This window comes from Streptomyces sp. NBC_01224, from assembly GCF_036002945.1.
Classification (GTDB): Bacteria; Actinomycetota; Actinomycetes; order Streptomycetales; family Streptomycetaceae; genus Streptomyces.
In genome coordinates, this window is record NZ_CP108529.1 from 3,104,894 (window position 1) to 3,122,771 (window position 17,878).

17 protein-coding genes and 2 pseudogenes are annotated in these 17,878 nt (G+C 69.4%); 12 read left to right on the plus strand and 7 right to left on the minus strand.

Annotated elements, in window-relative coordinates:
- Nucleotides 1-55 precede the first annotated feature (55 nt).
- Complete coding sequence (locus OG609_RS13270; RefSeq protein ID WP_327272995.1) at nt 56-1,462, minus strand: family 2B encapsulin nanocompartment shell protein; 1,407 nt, start codon at nt 1,460-1,462, stop codon at nt 56-58.
- Nucleotides 1,463-1,640: 178 nt separating this feature from the next.
- On the opposite strand from OG609_RS13270, the gene OG609_RS13275 reads away from it, so the two are divergent.
- The 4 genes and pseudogenes from OG609_RS13275 to OG609_RS13290 all read left to right on the plus strand — a co-directional run bounded on the left by OG609_RS13275 (nt 1,641) and on the right by OG609_RS13290 (nt 4,226).
- Nucleotides 1,641-2,090, plus strand: a complete 450-nt coding sequence (locus OG609_RS13275; RefSeq protein ID WP_327272996.1) for an RrF2 family transcriptional regulator — start codon at nt 1,641-1,643, stop codon at nt 2,088-2,090.
- 95 nt (nt 2,091-2,185) lie between these two features.
- Complete coding sequence (locus OG609_RS13280) at nt 2,186-3,382, plus strand: globin domain-containing protein (RefSeq protein ID WP_327272997.1); 1,197 nt, start codon at nt 2,186-2,188, stop codon at nt 3,380-3,382.
- Between the two features lie 84 nt (nt 3,383-3,466).
- Nucleotides 3,467-3,703, plus strand: a pseudogene (locus tag OG609_RS13285) (peptidoglycan recognition protein family protein); the annotation flags it as partial.
- Between the two features lie 139 nt (nt 3,704-3,842).
- Complete coding sequence (locus OG609_RS13290) at nt 3,843-4,226, plus strand: VOC family protein (protein WP_327272998.1); 384 nt, start codon at nt 3,843-3,845, stop codon at nt 4,224-4,226.
- A gap of 381 nt (nt 4,227-4,607) precedes the next feature.
- On the opposite strand, the gene OG609_RS13295 is transcribed toward OG609_RS13290, so the two are convergent.
- A complete protein-coding gene (locus OG609_RS13295; RefSeq protein WP_327272999.1) occupies nt 4,608-4,826 on the minus strand; it encodes a hypothetical protein in 219 nt (72 codons plus the stop codon).
- Nucleotides 4,827-5,188: 362 nt separating this feature from the next.
- Between OG609_RS13295 and OG609_RS13300 the strand changes: the two genes are divergently transcribed.
- Entirely contained in the window at nt 5,189-5,920 is a 732-nt protein-coding gene (locus OG609_RS13300) for an XRE family transcriptional regulator (protein ID WP_327273000.1), read from the plus strand.
- Between the two features lie 34 nt (nt 5,921-5,954).
- Nucleotides 5,955-6,890: a 1-aminocyclopropane-1-carboxylate deaminase/D-cysteine desulfhydrase gene (locus OG609_RS13305; protein ID WP_327273001.1), complete on the plus strand. Its 936-nt coding sequence runs from the start codon at nt 5,955-5,957 to the stop codon at nt 6,888-6,890.
- 14 nt (nt 6,891-6,904) lie between these two features.
- Here the strand turns inward: OG609_RS13305 and OG609_RS13310 are convergent, their stop codons facing one another.
- Nucleotides 6,905-8,509, minus strand: a complete 1,605-nt coding sequence (locus OG609_RS13310) for a Na+/H+ antiporter (RefSeq protein WP_327273002.1) — start codon at nt 8,507-8,509, stop codon at nt 6,905-6,907.
- Nucleotides 8,510-8,544: 35 nt separating this feature from the next.
- Here OG609_RS13310 and OG609_RS13315 point away from each other — a divergent pair, with 35 nt between their 5' ends.
- The 3 genes from OG609_RS13315 (at nt 8,545) to OG609_RS13325 (ending at nt 10,400) form a co-directional block, all read left to right on the plus strand.
- Entirely contained in the window at nt 8,545-8,805 is a 261-nt protein-coding gene (locus tag OG609_RS13315; protein WP_327273003.1) for a UBP-type zinc finger domain-containing protein, read from the plus strand.
- 231 nt (nt 8,806-9,036) lie between these two features.
- Nucleotides 9,037-9,450 (plus strand): anti-sigma regulatory factor, encoded by a 414-nt coding sequence (locus OG609_RS13320; protein WP_073781878.1) that lies wholly within the window; start codon nt 9,037-9,039, stop codon nt 9,448-9,450.
- Nucleotides 9,447-10,400 carry an RNA polymerase sigma factor SigF gene (locus OG609_RS13325; RefSeq protein WP_382896911.1) on the plus strand — a complete coding sequence of 318 codons (954 nt, stop codon included), beginning with the start codon at nt 9,447-9,449 and terminating at the stop codon, nt 10,398-10,400. The genes OG609_RS13320 and OG609_RS13325 overlap by 4 nt, the downstream gene beginning before the upstream one ends.
- Before the next feature lie 153 nt (nt 10,401-10,553).
- Here the strand turns inward: OG609_RS13325 and OG609_RS13330 are convergent, their stop codons facing one another.
- Nucleotides 10,554-11,009, minus strand: coding sequence for a hypothetical protein (locus OG609_RS13330; protein ID WP_327273005.1), 456 nt, complete (start codon nt 11,007-11,009; stop codon nt 10,554-10,556).
- 161 nt (nt 11,010-11,170) lie between these two features.
- Between OG609_RS13330 and OG609_RS13335 the strand changes: the two genes are divergently transcribed.
- Together OG609_RS13335 and OG609_RS13340 are read left to right on the plus strand one after the other, a co-directional pair.
- Nucleotides 11,171-12,139, plus strand: a complete 969-nt coding sequence (locus tag OG609_RS13335) for a diacylglycerol/lipid kinase family protein (RefSeq protein ID WP_327273006.1) — start codon at nt 11,171-11,173, stop codon at nt 12,137-12,139.
- Between the two features lie 319 nt (nt 12,140-12,458).
- The gene (locus tag OG609_RS13340) at nt 12,459-12,716 is read left to right on the plus strand and encodes a WhiB family transcriptional regulator (protein WP_003953983.1); all 258 of its coding nucleotides are present in this window, start codon (nt 12,459-12,461) and stop codon (nt 12,714-12,716) included.
- A 173-nt stretch (nt 12,717-12,889) separates the two neighbouring features.
- On the opposite strand, the gene OG609_RS13345 is transcribed toward OG609_RS13340, so the two are convergent.
- Nucleotides 12,890-14,356 carry a histidine kinase N-terminal domain-containing protein gene (locus OG609_RS13345; protein WP_327278036.1) on the minus strand — a complete coding sequence of 489 codons (1,467 nt, stop codon included), beginning with the start codon at nt 14,354-14,356 and terminating at the stop codon, nt 12,890-12,892.
- A 353-nt stretch (nt 14,357-14,709) separates the two neighbouring features.
- Nucleotides 14,710-15,042 (minus strand): annotated as a pseudogene (locus OG609_RS13350) (SIS domain-containing protein); the annotation flags it as partial.
- A gap of 97 nt (nt 15,043-15,139) precedes the next feature.
- On the opposite strand from OG609_RS13350, the gene nagB reads away from it, so the two are divergent.
- Nucleotides 15,140-15,925 (plus strand): glucosamine-6-phosphate deaminase, encoded by a 786-nt coding sequence (nagB, locus tag OG609_RS13355; RefSeq protein ID WP_327273007.1) that lies wholly within the window; start codon nt 15,140-15,142, stop codon nt 15,923-15,925.
- A 409-nt stretch (nt 15,926-16,334) separates the two neighbouring features.
- On the opposite strand, the gene OG609_RS13360 is transcribed toward nagB, so the two are convergent.
- On the minus strand, nt 16,335-17,876 hold the full coding sequence (locus OG609_RS13360; RefSeq protein ID WP_327273008.1) for a glycoside hydrolase family 3 protein: 1,542 nt from the start codon (nt 17,874-17,876) through the stop codon (nt 16,335-16,337).
- Nucleotides 17,877-17,878 lie beyond the last annotated feature (2 nt).

The window sequence follows — 17,878 nt, forward strand, 5'->3', positions numbered from 1 at the left end:
CCCGGTGGCGGAGGTTGACGGGGGCCCGGACATCGCCGTCCGGGCCCCCGATGGGCTACCGCCAGCGGCTGACCTCGACGTTTTCCAGTACGCCGAGGGCGTCCGGTACGAGGATGGCTGCGGAGTAGTAGGCCGTCACCAGGTAGGAGATGATCGCCTGCTCGTCGATGCCCATGAACCGGACCGACAGGCTGGGCTCGATCTCGTCGGGGATGCCGGTCTGCTGGAGTCCGATGACGCCCTGCTCGGCCTCACCCGTCCTCATGCAGATGATCGACGTGGTCCGGGCGTCGGTGACCGGGATCTTGTTGGACGGGAAGATCGGTACGCCTCGCCAGGCCGGCACATGGTGGCCGCCGACCTCCACGCTCTCCGGGACCAGACCGCGCTTGTTGCATTCACGGCCGAATGCGGCGATGGCCCGCGGATGCGCGAGGAAGAGCTTCGAGCCGCGGCGGCGCGAGAGCAGTTCGTCCATGTCGTCGGGGCTGGGCGCCCCGTCGTGCGGCTGGAGGCGCTGCCCGTAGTCGCAGTTGTTGAGCAGTCCGAACTCGCGGTTGTTGATCAGCTCGTGCTCCTGGCGCTCGCGCAGCGCCTCGACCGTGAGCCGCAACTGCTGCTCGGTCTGGTTCATCGGCTGGTTGTAGAGGTCGGCGACCCGGCTGTGGACCTTCAGCACGGTCTGGGCGACGCTCAGTTCGTACTCACGCGGCGCCGATTCATAGTCCACGTACGTGTGCGGGACCACGGCTTCGCCGACATGGCCGGCGGAGAGATCGATCTCCGCCTCGCCGTACTTGTTGGTGCGCTGCTGCGGAATGCTGAGCAGTCCGGCGAGATGGGTGCGGAGTGAATCCGCGCGCTCGGCGAGATTCAGCACGTCGGCCCGCCTCAGCGTCAGCACCGTGCAGGCGGTGACGGCACGGGCCGTGTACTCCCAGACGGCGTCGCCGTCGATCAGGGCGTGGTCGCCGAAGTAGGCTCCGTCGGCATGGACCCCGAGCACCGTCTCGTCCCCGTACGGGCCGGTGCCGACCTTCTCGACCTTGCCGTGCGCCAGCAGGAAGACACGGTCCGCCGCGTCCCCGGCGCCGGCCAATACCTGGCCTGCGGCGATTTCACGCTGCTCGCACCGCCGGGCCAGCTCGCCGAGCACCTCCTCGTCGCCGAACTCCCGCAGGGCGGGTAGCTCTCCCAGCTCGGCGGGGATGACCGCGACCCGGTCACCGGTCTGCACGAAGGTCACCCGGCCGTCCCCGACCGAGTAGCTCAGCCTGCGGTTCACCCGGTAGGTGCCACCCTGTACCTGCACCCATGGCAGCATCTTCAGCAGCCACCGTGAGGTGATCTCCTGCATCTGCGGAGCGGACTTGGTGGTCGTCGCGAGGTTCCGCGCCGCTGCCGTGCCCAGGCTCTGCTGCGGCGGCACCGGGGCGTTCTGAACCTCTTCACCAACGGACATCTGACGTCCTCTCGATCATCGGCTGACCTGCGTGAAGAAGCCTTTCAGCACGGAGAGTCTCCACGCCATTACACAAAAGAGTGTGACTATTCGGGCTTTGGGCTGGGCACAACGCTCAGCGATGTCCACGGGTCCCATTAATTTGCATCCCTGATGCAACTTATCTACCGTGTCCATCATGCGGCTGACGAGATTCACCGACGTGGCGCTGCGCGTACTGATGCGCCTCGCCGTCGTGGAGAACGAGGACCCGCCGACCACCCGGGAGGTGGCGGCGACCATGCAGGTGCCGTACACCCACACCGCGAAGGTCGTCGCCAAGCTCCAGCACCTCGGCCTCATCGAGGCGCGCCGGGGCCGCGGCGGCGGACTCAGCCTCACCGGAGCGGGCCGGACCGCCTCGATCGGCGGACTCGTCCGGAAGCTGGAGGGACCCGGCGACGTCGTCGAGTGCGAGGGCGCCACCCCCTGCCCCCTGCGGTCGGCCTGCCGGCTGCGCGGCGCCCTGCACCGGGCGGAGGAGGCCTTCTACGCCTCGCTCGATCCGATCACCGTCACCGAACTCGTCGCCTCCCCCACCGGACCGCTGCTCATCGGCATCAGCAGCGGCCGCCCGGCCGCCGACTGAGCCACCGCACACCGCACCACGGGCGCCATCGCCCGGTTTCACACTGCCCAAAAATACGAATCTCAGATACCAATTCAAGAACCCAGGAGTCACCGATGCTCTCCGCGACGTCGACCGCCACCGTCCGTGCCACCCTCCCCGCCGTGGGAGCGGCCATCGGAGACATCGCCGATCTCTTCTACCGCAAGCTCTTCGACGCCCACCCCGAGCTGCTGCGTGACCTCTTCAACCGCGGCAACCAGGCGTCCGGCGCCCAGCGCCAGGCTCTCGCAGGCTCCATCGCCGCCTTCGCGACCCAGCTGGTCGAGCACCCGGACACCCGCCCCGACGTGATGCTCAGCCGGATCGCGCACAAGCACGCCTCGCTCGGCGTCACCGCCGCGCAGTACGACATCGTGCACGCCCATCTGTTCGCCGCCATCGCCGAGGTGCTCGGCGACGCGGTCACCCCGCAGGTCGCCGCCGCCTGGGACGAGGTCTACTGGCTGATGGCGGGCGCCCTGATCTCGATCGAGGAGCGGCTGTACGCACAGCAGGGCGTCGTCGCCGGTGACGTGTGGCGCGAGTGGGAGGTGACCACCCGGATCGAGGAGACGGCGGATGTCGCCACCTTCCAGCTCCGCCCGGCAGACGGCGCACCCGCCCCCGCCTTCCGCCCCGGCCAGTACGTCTCCGTACAGGTGGAACTCCCCGACGGGGCCCGCCAGATCCGCCAGTACAGCCTCTCCAGCGCCCCCGGCTCCCCGCTCCGCTCGATCACCGTCAAGCGGGTGCACGGCGGCGGCTCGCCCGACGGCGAGGTCTCCCGTCATCTGCACGCCGAGGTCGGAGCGGGCGACCGGCTGCGCGTCTCCGCCCCGTACGGCGATCTCGTACTCGACTCCGCCGACGCCCCGCTCCTGCTCGCCTCCGCGGGCATCGGCTGCACCCCGATGCTGTCGATGCTGGAACACCTCGCGGCGACCGGACACCGCGCCCCGGTCACCGTCGTGCACGGCGACCGCTCCCCCGCCGACCACGCGATGCGCACCGACCACGCCCTGCTCACCGGCAAACTCCCCGACGCCATCGCCCACTTCTGGTACGAGACCCCGGAGCCCGGCCACCCCGCCGACCGCACCGGCCGGGTCGACCTGAGCGGCCTCGCGATCGCCCCCGGCACCCACGCCTACCTCTGCGGACCACTGCCCTTCATGCGCGCCGTACGTACCCAGTTGCTGGCCAAGGGCGTCCCGGCGGCGGACATCCACTACGAGGTGTTCGGCCCCGACCTGTGGCTCGCCCAGGGCTGAACCCGGCCCACTGCTCGCGGAATTGACCGGATCGGCTCGCACACGGCCCGAACAACCGGTCCGGGGATGGGCCGGAGACCCTGAGGCCCGGTCAGCGGCGTGATGATCCACCACACGGCCACCGGCGGCACCGCCTCCACCGTCCGCATCTGCCGCGACGGCTGTCCGGAGCTGCCCGGCCCGCTGTGCCACGGCGTGATCGCCAAGGACGGCCGGATCCACCTGGTCGGCTACGGCCGCGCCAACCACGCCGGACTCGGCGACGACGACGTACTGCGCGCCGTCGTCGCCGAGAAGCGCCTCACGTCCGACAACGAGGCGATCCGATCCACCCCGATCTCCCCAGATACAAGCCGACTGGTGTTAGTCGGGCTGATCTGGGATGAGCCGCTGATGGGGCCGGACGGTGAGCCGGTGCGCGTCGGAGCGGGCGTCAGCATCACGCGGCATACTCGGCGAGATGATCGGACATCTGTGGACCACCGTCATCGACTGCCCCGACCCGTCCGCGCTCGCCGCCTTCTACGAGAAACTGCTGTCGCTCTCACGACTGGAGGACACTCCTGAGTTCGTCGTGCTCGGTAGCACGTCAGGTACGGAAGTCGTGGCGTTTCAAAAGGTCGACGACTACCGGCGGCCGCAATGGTCCGACCCTGAACACCCCCAACAGATGCACATTGACGTCATGGTCACGGATCTCGACGTAGCTGAGCCACAGGTACTTGCACTGGGCGCCACACTGCTTGACGGGTCAGACAAGCCAATCGGGTACCGGGTGTACGCCGACCCCGTCGGCCACCCCTTCTGTCTCGTCACTCCCCAGGAAGAAACCGAAGGCATCTGACGGCACCTGCAATACCACTCCAGTCACAGCCCCGCCGCGGTCCTCAGCTCTGAACATGATTCTGAAACGATCAGTAGAGCCTCACGGCGCCGCCCGCCCCAGCCGCACGGCCTCTGGAAGGTCGGCGCCCCGCCGAAGCAGCGGAGGAGGGGCGCACGATGCGATCGGCGGCTACTTTCCCTGCGGCTCGGGCAGCGATGCGGCTGTCGTTCGGTCGGGACCGGCCGCCAGGCCGCATGCCCGGCCGAGGCGACTTGGCCGCCCGGCGCGCCGAAGGCGCGCCCTTGAATAAGCAGAGAGAAGTTAAGCCGATCAGCCTCGGGCCTGCGTTCATCATCAGCCGCTGGCTACCGATGGGCGCTCGGTTCTGCCAGAAGACCGCTACGGCGTCGGCGGCTGACAGCGCCTGAGAGCCTCTGCCAGGCACTCCACCATGTCGGCGGGGAGCGTCCCCAGATGGACGTGGGGCCGCCCCGAGTGAGTCACCACGGGCCGCAGGTGGCCGATCCGGTCGGCACGGAGGCCGCATGCCGCGAAAGCTGCCTTCAGCGCCTCCGTGGCGTCCTCGGCCACCTTGCGGCCCTCGCGCCACTGCCGCATCTGCATCCTCCTCGCACCCTGTGTCATCGTCGGCGTCCCCTCCTCCTGTGAGGGTGGTTACGGATCTCCACGTTCGCGTCCGTCTCGGCCGAGTAGTCGCCTCGCTCCCTGGCCTCCTGCCTCTGCTCGACCAGGGCCGCGCACACATCGCACCCCTCCGCCGCTCGGGGAGGTTCCGGAGGGAGCTGAAGGTGCACGGGCTTGTCCATCGTCGTCCTGTGTGCCGTCATGGCTGCGATGCTGCTCGCCCCTTGCGGACGTATCTCGCGACGAACCACGGACGGTTGGACCGTTGAGCGCTACGGTTCAAAAAGGCCCGAACGTCGCTGGGGGAAGTCTTGAACGTCGCTCTACGATCGGCTATGGCAGACGCCAAGCTCTCGCCACGGAAACTCGCCGCCCGCATCGGCGTGGCACCCAAGACCGTGGAACGGTGGCTGGCCGATGCCGAGTTGGTACCTCATGCAAGGAACCGTGTCGACGCGTGCCGGGCGCTGAAGGTGGACGAAGAGATGATCTGGCCGAAGGCCGTACAGGAACGCGTGAAGACCGGTCACGACCGCGAGTTGGTACACGCATACCCGTACCGATCGGCCTGCCCGTCGACGGTGTGGGGCGAACTGATCGAAGGTGCCACGACGGACATCTTCCTGGCCGGATACACGAACTACTTCGTGTGGCTGGAGCAACCCGCATTCGTCGACACACTGCGCAGGAAGATCTCAGAGGGATGCCGGGTGCGCTTCCTGCTCGGTGATCCCGACGGGGAAGTGACCCGCCAGCGTGAGGCCATCGAGGACGTCGCCCTGAGCGTCGCAACGCGCATCCGGATCAGCCTGGAGCACCTGGGACGGCTTGGTCCGCTGGAGGGCCTGGAAACGCGATTCAGCAGCGCCGAGGATGCCGTGAACCACGTGTCCCTGTCCGTGTTCAGGTTCGACCACGACGCACTCGTGACACCCCACCTGGCCCGGCTCGTCGGCCACGACTCGCCTCTCCTGCATCTGCGCCGCCAGGGCGACAGCGGGATGTTCGACAGGTTCGCCGAGCACGCCGAGGAACTGTGGAACCGGGGCGTACCCCGGACGCCGTGAACGCGCGGCCAACGGTCAGAGCGACAATGACAGGGTGAGCCAGCCCCCAAATCTCGCCCTTGCACTCCAGCCCCGGCCGCCCTCCCCCCTGGAAGAAGTCCACGACGACCGATTCGCCCGCCAGGGCGTTCGGCTGCTGCTCAAGCGGGACGATCTCATTCACACCACGCTGGACTGGGATACGGCCGCACTTGGACCAGTGGAGCTGTACCCTCCGGGCAACAAATGGCGCAAACTCTCCCCCAACCTGCGGGCCGCCGCCGGGCGCACCGTGCTGACCTTCGGCGGCGCGTACTCCAACCATCTGCGCGCCACCGCCGCCGCCGGACGGCTGCTCGGCTTCCCCACCATCGGGGTCGTACGCGGTGACGAACTGGCCGGCCGCCCCCTCAACCCCTCGCTCGCCCGCTGCGCCGCCGACGGGATGACCCTGCATTTCGTGGACCGTACGACATACCGTGCGAAGGCCGATCCAGAGGTCCTGGCGGGACTGCTGAGCGCCTTCGGTGAATGCTGCGTCATCCCGGAGGGCGGCAGCAACGCCCTGGCCGCACAGGGCTGTACGGAGCTGGGCCGCGAGCTGCGCGGCCCAGCCGATGTGGTCGCGGTCGCCTGCGGCACCGGCGGCACCCTCGCCGGACTGGCCGCCGGCCTCGCACCGGGGCAGCGCGCCCTCGGCATCCCGGTGCTGCGCGGCGGTTTCCTCGGTGACGCGGTGCGGGAACTGCAGCAGGAGGCGTTCGGCGGGCCCGCCGGGTCGTGGTCCCTGGACGAGCGCTTCCACTTCGGCGGCTACGCCCGTACGACCCCGCAGCTGCACGCCTTCGCGGACGACTTCGAGCAGCGGCACGGGCTGCCCGTCGAGCGCCTCTATGTCGCCAAGCTGCTCTACGCACTCACCGCGCTGGCCGAGGAGGGCGCGTTCCCCCCGGGAACCACGGTCGCGGCCGTCGTCACGGGCCGGCCGTAGGCGCATCCCGCCGCTCAGGGCGCTTCCGACTCCTCCCGGTAGGCCGCCGCCTCCTCCAGGTCGAGTCGTCTGAGCAGCGTGCGGAGCATCTCGTCGTCGATCTGGCGCTCGTCCCGCAGCCGTACGAAGACCTCGCGCTCGGCTTCGATCATTTCCCCGGCCAGGCGCCGGTACGTGTCGTCCGCCGACTCCCCGGTCACCGGATTGGCCGCGCCCAGCCGCTCCCACACCGCGTTGCGGCGGCGCTCCAGGACGGTGCGCAGCCGGTCGGTGAGCGGTCCCGGCAGCCAGTTACGCCGGTCGGTGAGCAGCTCCTCCAGACGCGCCTCGGCGGCCGTGGACGCCTCGCTCTGCGCCTGCGCCTCGGCCAGCGTCTCCGCGGTCACATCGCGCCCCGGAAGCTTCAGGACGCGCACCAGCAGCGGCAGGCTGAGCCCCTGGACGACGAGGGTGCCGATGACGGTGGTGAAGGTCAGGAACAACACCAGATTGCGGGCCGGGAAGGCCTGCCCGCCGGTCGTGAGCATGGGGATGGAGAAGGCGATGGCGAGCGAGACGACCCCGCGCATCCCGGCCCAGCCGACGATCAGCGGCGCCGTCCAGTCGGTCTCGGTCTCGCGCTCCCTGATCCGTTTCGACAGCCACCTGGGCAGATACGTCGCCGGGTAGACCCAGATGAAGCGGACCACGACGACGGCGAGGAACACGGCCACCGCGTACCAGAGGGCGTCTGCCACGGCGTATGTGCCGAGCCCCTTCAGCACGAAGGGCAGCTGGAGCCCGATCAGCGCGAAGACCGCGGACTCCAGGATGAACGCGACCATCTTCCAGACGGCCGCTTCCTGAAGCCGGGTCGCGAAGTCGACCTGCCAGGAGCGGTGGCCCAGATAGAGCGCGACGACGACCACGGCGAGCACTCCGGAGGCGTGTACGCGTTCGGCCGCCGCGTACGCCACGAAGGGGATCAGCAGCGACAGCGTGTTCTGCAGCAGGGCTTCCTTGAGGTGCGTACGGAGCCAGTGCAGCGGCACCATCAGCGCCAGGCCGACCACGACGCCGCCGACCGCGGCGAGGAGGAATTCGCCGATCCCGGCACCCCAGCTCATGCCCTCGCCGACGGCGGCGGCGAGGGCCACCTTGTAGGCGGTGATCGCGGTGGCATCGTTCACCAGGGACTCGCCCTGCAGGATCGTCGTGACCCGGCCGGGCAGCCCGACCCGGCGGGCGATCGCGGCGGCCGTGACGGCGTCCGGCGGGGCGACGACCGCGCCGAGCACCAGCGCGGCGGTGAGTGGCAGGTCCGGCACGAGGCGGTACGCCAGCCAGCCGACCGCGACGGTCGCGAACAGGACGTAACCCACGGAGAGCAGCGCGACCGGCCGGAGATTGGCCCGCAGATCGAGGTACGAGCTGTCGACGGCCGCCGTATAGAGCAACGGCGGCAGCAGCAACGGCAGCACGATGTGCGCGTCCAGGGTGTACGTCGGCACCCCGGGCAGATACGAGGCGATCAGCCCCACCGTGACCAGCAACAGGGGGGCCGGCACAGGGGTACGGCGGGCGGCCCCCGCCACGGCCGCACTGGCCGCGACCAATGCCACCAGCGGCAATGCATCCATTTCACGGTCCTCGCATCCGTCGTAACCTGACAATCATGAGTGACTGCGCGCACGTGTCCGAACTGCCGCGCCCCGAGCCGGCCCCGCTCAGCGAGACCTGCCTCGGGTGCCTCGAGGCGGGCACCCACCCGGTGCAGCTACGGCTCTGTCTGCTCTGCGGTCATGTCGGCTGCTGCGATTCGTCGCCGCTGCAGCACGCCACCGCGCACTTCAAGGAGACCGGTCATCCTGTGATGCGGAGCTTCGAGGCGGGCGAAAGCTGGCGCTGGTGCTTCGAGGACGGTTCGATCGTCTGACGCCTGGGTACGTCAAACCGGCGCCGGTTGTTCGTAATTGACCGTCGCAGACCTCTACCCACTGTGTGTACTCATGGGCTTACCATGAGTGACAGCCATGGGCTGGGGGTCCGGCGACACGGCATCATGGATCGCGATAGCGTCGCCGGACCAGAACCGAAGACGTACCGCATGGCTCCGGGGCACCCTTCCCGGATCCTCGAAAGAGTTTGTGCCACCTTGGAGGTGAGGGTGTCCCAGATCGCAGGCGAGCCCGGGAATCAGGACTTCGTAGAGGTCCGGCTGCCCGCTGCGGGTGCCTACCTGTCGGTGCTGCGTACGGCGACGGCCGGTCTCGCAGCGCGCTTGGACTTCACTCTCGACGAGATCGAGGATCTTCGCATCGCGGTCGACGAGGCCTGCGCGATCCTGCTTCAGCAGGCCGTGCCGGGCTCCGTCCTCAGCTGCGTCTTCCGGCTCATCGAGGATTCTCTCGAAGTGACGGTGTCGGCCCCGACGACGGACGGCCGGGCGCCGGAGCGGGACACCTTCGCATGGACGGTGCTCTCCGCACTGGCCGGAAAGGTCGACTCCTCGGTCGCCGACGACCGTACTGTCAGCATCAGCCTCTACAAACAGCGCGGCGCGGGACCCGGGCCGGCGTGAGCAACGGGAACGGGGACGGTCCTGTGCGGGACGAGACGATCCGACCAGGGGTGGTGCGCGCAGCAGGCATCCCGGAACAGCAGGCCCTGCCCCATCCGGTGGACGGGGCGGACGGCCCTGCGGGCCGTACGGTCGCGGTGGAGCAGCCGCAGGCGGAGCAGGCAGGCCAGATGAGCGAGCACGGGCACCACGATCCACACGACCGCAGCGGGGCGCGGGCGCTGTTCATCGAACTGCGCAAGCTTCCCGACGGGTCGGCCGAGAAGGCGGAGCTGCGCAATCAGCTGGTGCGGATGCATCTGCCGCTCGTGGAGCATCTGGCCCGCCGGTTCCGCAATCGCGGCGAGCCGCTGGATGATCTGACCCAGGTCGCCACGATCGGCCTGATCAAGTCGGTGGACCGGTTCGACCCGGACCGCGGCGTCGAGTTCTCGACGTACGCGACCCCCACGGTCGTCGGCGAGATCAAGCGCCACTTCCGTGACAAGGGCTGGGCGGTCCGGGTGCCGCGCCGGCTCCAGGAGCTGCGGCTCTCGCTCACCACGGCCACTGCCGAACTCTCCCAGCAGCACGGCCGCTCGCCGACGGTGCACGAGCTGGCGGAGCGGCTGGGCATCTCCGAGGAAGAGGTCCTGGAGGGCCTGGAATCGGCCAATGCGTACAGCACGCTCTCGCTGGACGTGCCGGACACGGACGACGAGTCACCGGCGGTCGCGGACACGCTGGGCTCCGAGGACGAGGCGCTGGAGGGTGTCGAGTACCGGGAGTCGCTCAAGCCGCTGCTGGAGGACCTGCCGCCGCGCGAGAAGCGGATTCTGCTGCTGCGCTTCTTCGGCAACATGACCCAGTCGCAGATCGCGCAGGAGGTCGGCATCTCGCAGATGCACGTCTCGCGACTGCTGGCCCGCACACTGGCGCAGCTGCGCGAGCGGCTGCTCGTCGAGGAGTAGCGCGAAGGGCCCGTTCGGGCGCGGGAGGGCGGCGGAAACCGCCGTGCCCGCGCGGCGCAGCGGCGCCCGGCGGTCGGCTCGTGCGTGCAGCACCTGCGCCCGTGGAGTCGTCGGCACCCGGAGGCCGCCTCGCCCGGACACCGGGCATCCGGCTCAGGCGTCCGGCGCGGTGCCCGGCCGGCGAATGCCGAGTGCCTCGACGGTCGTCGGCCTGACCAGCTGGTAGAGCGCCGTCAGGGTCACCGCGGCGAGGACGATCCCGGCCGGGATCAGTACGCCGTGCGACCTCAGCAGCGTCCAGGCCACCGGAAGCGCGATGATCTGCGTGATGAGCGCGGGGCCGCGGCTCCAGCTGCGCCGCCGCAGCAGTCCACGGGCGGCGAACAGCGGGATCAGGGCAAGCGCGATCAGCGTCAGACCGCCCATCTCCGCCTGCTGCGGGCTCTCGGGTCGTCCGAGCAGACCCATGACCAGCATGTAGATCCCGCCGATGGCCAGCGCCGCTCCTTCCAGGGCGGTGAGTCCGGCAACGAGAGTGATCCTGCTCGGCTTTGCCGGTTCGAGCCTCGGCGAGGGCGACGAGGCGGGCGTGTTCTGCTGAGTACTCACCCTTGCAGGTTGGCATCCCGGCGCCGCGAAAGCGAAGCCGGGGTCGGAATCGGTACGGGAACGGACGACCGGCCGCCCCGCAGCACCCGGACCGTCACCGAGCGTGAAGGTCATGGGGCAGGACTTCAGAGCGATACCACGCGGTAGGTAGTCTGGCCGTCATGCGCGCACTCCTTGTGGTCAATCCAGCTGCTACCACCACCAGTGCGCGGACGCGTGATGTGCTCATCCACGCGCTGGCCAGCGAGATGAAGCTGGAGGCCGTGACCACGGAGTACCGGGGCCACGCCCGGGACCTGGGGCGGCAGGCCGCAGACTCCGGAGAGATCGACCTCGTGGTCGCTCTGGGCGGCGACGGCACGGTCAACGAGGTCGTCAACGGTCTGCTCCACAACGGCCCCGACCTGGACAACCTGCCGAGTCTCGCGGTGGTTCCCGGTGGCTCCACCAACGTTTTCGCGCGTGCCCTGGGCCTGCCCAACGATGCGGTGGAGGCGACCGGCGCGATCCTGGACGCACTCGCCAACCACACCGAACGCACGGTCGGTCTCGGGCTGGCGGCCGGCACTCCGGGCACCGAGGACGAGTCGGTTCCGGAGCGCTGGTTCACTTTCTGCGCCGGGCTCGGATTCGACGCGGGCGTGGTCGGCCGGGTCGAACAGCAACGCGAACGCGGCAAGCGCTCGACACATGCGCTGTATGTGCGCCAGGTGATCCGGCAATACCTGGAGGAGCCGCACCGCCGGCACGGGGTGATGACACTGGAGACGCCCGGACAGGAACCGGTCACCGACCTCGCACTGTCCATAATTTCCAACACTGCTCCGTGGACCTACCTGGGGAATCGCCCCATGTACGCGTCCCCGAAGGCCACCTTCGACACCGGCCTGGACGTGCTCGGACTGAAGCGGCTCTCCGCCCCGGCGGTCGCCCGCTACGGCACCCAGCTGCTCACTTCGAGCCCGGAGAAGGGCCCGTCCGGCAAGCACGCCGTTTCACTCCATGACCTCACGGACTTCACCTTGCATTCAAAGGTGCCACTGCCCTTCCAGATGGACGGCGACCACCTGGGAGTGCGTACCAGTGTGACGTTCACAGGCGTACGCCGTGCACTGCGTGTGATTGTGTGAGTGGAAGGGACCAAAGTCCTTTAACTCGAACGTTTGGGCTGGGCTCCACCCCATAGAAGTACGGCTGTGACCTAGTCGACACCGAGGAATCAAAAAAAAGTTTCCAGAAGGGGTTGTATCCGCAGCCGAGGTTTGCGAATCTCTACATGGCGATCGGGACGGCCCGCAACAACGGCCTCCACTGAGAGCCAGAACCCCTCCTCACTTCACAGGACCACAACCAGTTCATCTGGGCGTCGGCCCATCACTTGCGGGGGGATTCGTGAAAGCGTTCACATTCACAAGCAACAGTATGTAATACCAAGGAGAGGTAGCAGCCATGGACTGGCGTCACAACGCCGTTTGTCGTGAGGAAGACCCCGAGCTGTTCTTCCCCATCGGCAACACCGGTCCTGCGCTGCTGCAGATCGAGGAAGCCAAGGCCGTCTGCCGTCGCTGCCCCGTCATGGAGCAGTGCCTGCAGTGGGCGCTCGAGTCCGGCCAGGACTCCGGCGTCTGGGGTGGCCTCAGCGAGGACGAGCGCCGCGCAATGAAGCGCCGTGCCGCTCGCAACCGGGCGCGTAACGCCAGCGCCTGATCCGACGCCACCGCTACGAGCCTCAGCCAGGCGGCGCGTACAGAGCGTACGCACAACCCCGCCCCCCGAGTCGCAGCGCGCAGTACCCCCGAAGCGCATGCATGAACAGTGAGCCCGGACCGTGATCAACGGTCCGGGCTCACTGCTGTGTTCATTCCTTGCCGACAGCCGGGCTACTTCTCGGCGCGGACCGGGATGTCGAGGACGACCCGGGTGCCGCGGTCCGGGGCGGGGACCATGCCGAAGGTGCCGCTCAACTCGCCCTCCACCAGCGTCCTCACGATCTGCAGCCCCAGGTTGCCGGCGCGCTGCGGGTCGAATCCCTCGGGCAGTCCGCAGCCGTCGTCCTGGATCGTGATCAGCAGCCGCGTCCCGGCGGAGGAACCGCCGCTCACCGCCGACACCTCCACCGTGCCGGACTCGGCGAGGGTGAAGGCGTGCTCCAGGGCGTTCTGCAGAACCTCGGTGAGCACCATCGCCAGCGGTGTGGCCACTTCGGCGTCGAGAATGCCGAAGCGTCCCGTACGGCGACAGGTGACCTTGCCCGGGGAGATCTCGGCGACCATCGCGATGACCCGGTCGGCGATCTCGTCGAACTCCACCCGCTCGTCCAGATTCTGGGACAGCGTCTCATGAACGATGGCGATCGAACCGACACGCCTTACCGCCTCGTTGAGCGCCTCGCGGCCCTGGGCGGAGTCCATCCGGCGGGCCTGGAGCCGCAACAGGGCAGCGACGGTCTGGAGGTTGTTCTTCACCCGGTGGTGGATCTCCCGGATGGTGGCATCCTTGGTGATCAACTCCCGCTCGCGTCGGCGCAGTTCGGTGACGTCCCGGAGAAGGACCAGGGAACCGATCCTGACCCCCTTGGGCTTGAGCGGGATCGCCCGGAGCTGGATCACCCCGCCCGCGCACTCGACCTCGAACTCACGGGGCGCGTATCCGCTGGCGAGTTTGACCAGGGCCTCGTCAACCGGGCCGCGGGAGGGAGCGAGTTCGGCTGTGATCCCGCCCAGGTGCTGGCCGACCAGGTCGGAGGCGAGGCCGAGGCGGTGGTACGCGGAGAGACCGTTGGGGCTGGCGTACTGGACGACTCCGTCGGCGTCGAGCCTGATCAGCCCATCGCCGACGCGCGGCGATGCGTCCATGTCGACCTGCTGGCCGGGGAACGGGAAGGACCCGGCGGCGATCATCTGGGCCAGATCGGAGGCCGACTGGAGGTAGGTGAGCTCCAGCCGGGACGGTGTACGGACGGTCAGGAGGTTGGTGTTGCGGGCAATGACTCCGAGGACCCGGCCCTCACGGCGTACGGGGATCGACTCGACCCGTACCGGCACCTCCTCGCGCCACTCCGGGTCGCCCTCGCGCACGATCCGGCCCTCGTCCAGCGCCGCGTCGAGCAGTGGGCGACGGCCGCGCGGCACCAAGTGGCCGACCATGTCGTCCTGGTAGGAGGTGGGACCGGTGTTGGGCCGCATCTGGGCCACGGACACATAGCGGGTGCCGTCGCGGGTGGGAACCCACAGCACGAGGTCGGCGAAGGACAGATCGGAGAGCAGCTGCCACTCCGAGACCAGCAGATGCAGCCACTCCAGGTCGGTTTCACTGAGGGCTGTGTGCTGGCGGACGAGGTCGTTCATGGAGGGCACGTGTGCGAGCGTACCCGCGGACGGGCAATGGTTCCGAACCGAACGACCCGGCCGTACGTGTAAGGGTGGGGGCCCGGAAAATTGCGGCCGTCCGATGGATGGACACGGGCGAATGGTCTAGTCCACAATGCTCAAGACAGAGCTTCCGCTCTCCCCGCACAGGAGAGTGGATCGAGGTACCCGCGCTCTCTGCCCTGACTGCGCAGGCACCTCTCCCCGGCCGGGGGCACCGCACACCGCCGGCCGAGCAACTCCGGGCTGCGGTGCCGGACGGGCTGAGGGTCCCGCCCCGGCGCCGCGGCCCGCGGGTGTTCTACGGGCGTCGCCCGTGCCCCGCCCCGTGATCAGCGGGTCTCGGTGACCTTGGCCGGCGCACGCGGCGCGTCCGGGTCCCGACCGCGGGCGATCGTCACCTCGTATGCCAGCACCTGCAGCGGCAGGATCTCCAGGATCGGCTGGACCTCTTCGGCGACCCCGGCCGTCGGCAGCACGAAGCCCGCGGACGCCGCCTCCACCTGAGCCTCGGGGCCGACCACGAAAAGGTCCGCGCCACGGCCGCGCAGCCGGTCCAGGGCCGACTGGAGGGCCTGGCCGCCCCGGCCGTCCGTGACGACGGCGATCACTGGGGAGATGTTGTCGACCATGGCGAGCGGGCCGTGCAGCAGATCGGTGCCGGAGGGTGGAGCCGTCGTGTCCGCGTTACCGGATTCTGCTAGATTGGACCCTGATTGGTCTATACCACATGATTCAACTCTTCAGATCGGCAGGCCCCGCGTGGAAGTTGTCATCGTCCCGGACGCCAAGGCAGGCGGCGAACTCATCGCGGAGGCCATCGGCGCCCTGCTGAGCCGCAAGCCCGACGCCCTTCTCGGCGTTGCCACCGGCTCTACCCCGCTGCCCATCTACCAGGCGCTGGCGGCCAAGGTCCGCTCCGGCGCCGTGGACGCCTCGCGCGCCCGCATCTGCCAGCTCGACGAGTACGTCGGGCTGCCGGCGGGCCACCCCGAGTCCTACCGCTCCGTGGTGCTGCGCGAGGTCGTCGAACCGCTCGGCCTGTCCGAGGCGTCCTTCATGGGCCCCGACGGCTCCGCCGAAGATGTCCTGGCCGCCTGCCAGGCGTACGACAAGGCGCTCGCCGAGGCCGGCGGGGTGGACCTGCAGCTCCTCGGCATCGGCACCGACGGGCACATCGGCTTCAACGAACCGTGCTCCTCGCTCGCCTCCCGTACCCGGATCAAGACGCTCACCGAGCAGACCCGGGTCGACAACGCGCGCTTCTTCGACAACGACATCACGCAGGTGCCGCACCATGTGATCACCCAGGGCATCGGCACCATCCTGGAGTCCCGCCACCCGATCCTGCTCGCCACCGGCGAGGGCAAGGCGGACGCCGTGGCGAAGACGGTGGAGGGGCCGGTGGCCTCGATCGTGCCAGCGTCGGCGCTGCAGTTGCATCCGCATGCGACGGTGGTGGTGGACGAGGCTGCCGCGTCGAAGCTGAAGCTGGCGCACTACTTCCGCGCCACGTATGCGGCGAAGCCGCTGTGGCAGGGTCTTTAGTCGTCCCGGACGCAGGGAGAGGGCCGGGGCACGCGTGGCGCGTGCCCCGGCCCTCTCGTATGCCGTTACGCGTCCTGCGGACGTACTTGTCCTCAATCGCCGGACGGGCTTGATTTGACCCTCTCGCCGTGGCGAGGCGTGTCGGGGTGGACGGGGTGTCCTCAAGCGCCGGACCGGCTGGACTTGCCGGAGCGGCTTGAATTGGCCCCCACGCCACGGGAAGGCACGTCCACCGTGAACGGGGTGTCCTCAAGCGCCGGGCGGGCTGGACCTGCCGGAGCGGCTGAATTGCCCGGTCGGCTTGGATTGGCCGTGCAGCAGTCAACGCCCGTCCATCTGAACGGGCGTTGGGCCGGCCGGGGGTGGGGCAGGCGTGATGCGGCCCCTCGTGCTGCATCACGCCTTGCTGTCAGGCCTGGGGGCGGTCCGTACCGCTGGCGATGATCTCCGCGGCCGCGAGGCCGCAGACGCGGGCCGCGCCGTGGGTGGCGATGTGCAGGGCGCCCCTGGGGGCCGCCTGCGGGACGCCCATTTCGACCACGGCCATGTCGGGGCGCTCCGCCACCAGGGCGTCGAGGGTCTCGGCCATCCAGGTATGGCGGTGGACGTCGCGGACGACCACGACGATGCGCCGCTCCCCCGCGGCCCGCAGCACGGCGGCGACAGGTGCCTCGGTCTCGCTGCTGTACGTGTCGGTCTCCGTGCCCGGCAGCAGCCGGCCCAGCTCCGCGGCGACACCCCACGGGGTCTCGTCGCCGACCGCGATGTTCGACTCGGAGGTGAACGCGGCAACGTAAGCGGGGTCGGTCAGCGGCTCGGCGGAGCCGGTCACCTTCACCGCACGGCGGGCGGCGACCAGGCCGATGTCGGAACCGATCCCGGTGCCGGGCGCGGTCCCCCGCTGCACTGCCGTGCCCGACTCCGAACCGGCTTGCTCGGCCCCCCGCGTCCAGGACGCGAGGGCACGTACCCGTGCGGCCGCGTCCGCGAGCCGCTCCTCGGCGAGTTCACCGCTGCGCACCGCCGCGACCAGCGCGTCGCGCAGCCGCTGCACCGTGCCGTCGTCCTCCAGGCCGCCACCGACGCACAGGGCGTCGGCCCCCGCGGCGATCGCGAGGACGGAACCGCGCTCGATGCCGTACGTCCCGGCGATGGCCTGCATCTCCACGGCGTCGGTGACGATCAGGCCGTCGTACCCCAGCTCCTCGCGCAGCAGACCGGTGAGGATCCGCGGGCTCACCGTCGCGGGGTGGTCCGGGTCGAGGGCGGGCAGCAGGATGTGCGCGCTCATCACGCACTTGGAACCCGCGGCGATGGCCGCCCGGAAGGGCACCAGTTCACGGGCGTACAGCGTCTCCAGGTCCACGTCGATACGCGGCATCGCGTGGTGCGAGTCGATCGCGGTGTCGCCGTGCCCGGGGAAGTGCTTGGTGCAGGCGGCGACTCCGGCGGCCTGGAGGCCCTCGATGTACGCGGCGGTGTGCCGGGCCACGAGCTCGGTGTCGGCGCCGAAGGACCGCACACCGATGATCGGGTTGCCCGGGTTGGAGTTGACGTCCGCGGACGGCGCCCAGTTGAGGTTGACGCCGCACTCGGCGAGCCGGCGGCCCAGCTCCTGTGCGACCGCGCGGGTCAGCGCCACGTCGTCGACGTGGCCGAGTGCGAGGTTGCCGGGGAAGGAGGAGCCGGTACGCACCTCGAGGCGGGTGACGTCACCGCCCTCTTCGTCGATCGCGACGAGCAGGTCGTCGCGCTCGGCCCTGAGCCGGGCCGTGAGCGCGGCAACCTGCTCGGCCGTCTGGATGTTGCGGCCGAACAGGGCGACGGAGGCGAGGCCTTCGTCGACCCGGCGCAGCACCCAGTCCGGGGCGGTGGTGCCGGTGAATCCGGGCTGCAGGACGGCGAGAGCGTCGCGGGTGACGGTGTCCGTGGTGGATATCAGCGTGGTCATGG

Excerpts from the sequence above, each read along its gene's own strand:
- OG609_RS13295 (WP_327272999.1), bottom strand. The coding sequence starts at position 4,826 with ATGCGGCAGTGGCGCGAGGGCCGCAAGGTGGCCGAGGACGCCACGGAG.
- OG609_RS13300 (WP_327273000.1), top strand. The coding sequence starts at position 5,189 with ATGGCAGACGCCAAGCTCTCGCCACGGAAACTCGCCGCCCGCATCGGC.
- OG609_RS13335 (WP_327273006.1), top strand. The coding sequence starts at position 11,171 with ATGCGCGCACTCCTTGTGGTCAATCCAGCTGCTACCACCACCAGTGCG.
- OG609_RS13290 (WP_327272998.1), top strand. The coding sequence starts at position 3,843 with ATGATCGGACATCTGTGGACCACCGTCATCGACTGCCCCGACCCGTCC.
- OG609_RS13315 (WP_327273003.1), top strand. The coding sequence starts at position 8,545 with ATGAGTGACTGCGCGCACGTGTCCGAACTGCCGCGCCCCGAGCCGGCC.
- OG609_RS13270 (WP_327272995.1), bottom strand. The coding sequence starts at position 1,462 with ATGTCCGTTGGTGAAGAGGTTCAGAACGCCCCGGTGCCGCCGCAGCAG.
- OG609_RS13345 (WP_327278036.1), bottom strand. The coding sequence starts at position 14,356 with ATGAACGACCTCGTCCGCCAGCACACAGCCCTCAGTGAAACCGACCTG.
- OG609_RS13360 (WP_327273008.1), bottom strand. The coding sequence starts at position 17,876 with ATGACCACGCTGATATCCACCACGGACACCGTCACCCGCGACGCTCTC.
- OG609_RS13310 (WP_327273002.1), bottom strand. The coding sequence starts at position 8,509 with ATGGATGCATTGCCGCTGGTGGCATTGGTCGCGGCCAGTGCGGCCGTG.
- OG609_RS13275 (WP_327272996.1), top strand. The coding sequence starts at position 1,641 with ATGCGGCTGACGAGATTCACCGACGTGGCGCTGCGCGTACTGATGCGC.
- OG609_RS13340 (WP_003953983.1), top strand. The coding sequence starts at position 12,459 with ATGGACTGGCGTCACAACGCCGTTTGTCGTGAGGAAGACCCCGAGCTG.
- OG609_RS13280 (WP_327272997.1), top strand. The coding sequence starts at position 2,186 with ATGCTCTCCGCGACGTCGACCGCCACCGTCCGTGCCACCCTCCCCGCC.